This window comes from Mesorhizobium sp. WSM4810 (genome assembly GCF_055811235.1).
Map to the genome: position 1 here is coordinate 1 of NZ_JBVVQV010000107.1, position 458 is coordinate 458.

General features: G+C 57.4%; 1 protein-coding gene. It reads right to left on the reverse strand.

What is annotated here, in order from left to right:
• The coding region (locus tag AC0L3O_RS35515) for an integrase core domain-containing protein (protein WP_473618166.1) at positions 1-458 on the reverse strand (458 nt) is incomplete at both ends.

A 458-nucleotide genomic window follows, 5' to 3' on the forward strand; every position in this document is an offset into this window, starting at 1 on the left:
TGTTTAGTCCCGGCATTTGATGGGTGGGATCGAGTCGGAACCGTTCGGGCTCTTTTGCCCAGATTTTGCAGATGAACTCGTAGGGTGTGAGGCCCTTGAGGGTCTTAAGCCGGCGCGCGAAATTGTAAGCTAAGATGAAGTCGGCGAGATACCGGCGCAGTTGATCGTGATCGTCATAGTGGAAGCGCTTGACGGTGGCGTCCTTGATGGTCCGATTCATCCGCTCGACCTGGCCGTTCGTCCAGGGATGGTTGATCTTTGTGAGCCGGTGCTCGATGCCATGTTCGTCGCAGATGCCGTCGAAGATGTGCTGAAGGGCATGCCGGTCGCAGGTCCGGTTGGTGAACTGAATGCCGTTGTCGGTCAGAATGGTATGGATGGCATAGGGCACGGTCGCGATCAGGTTGCGAAGGAATTGGGCCACCGCCATCTTGCCGGCCGTCGGGTGCAATTCCGCA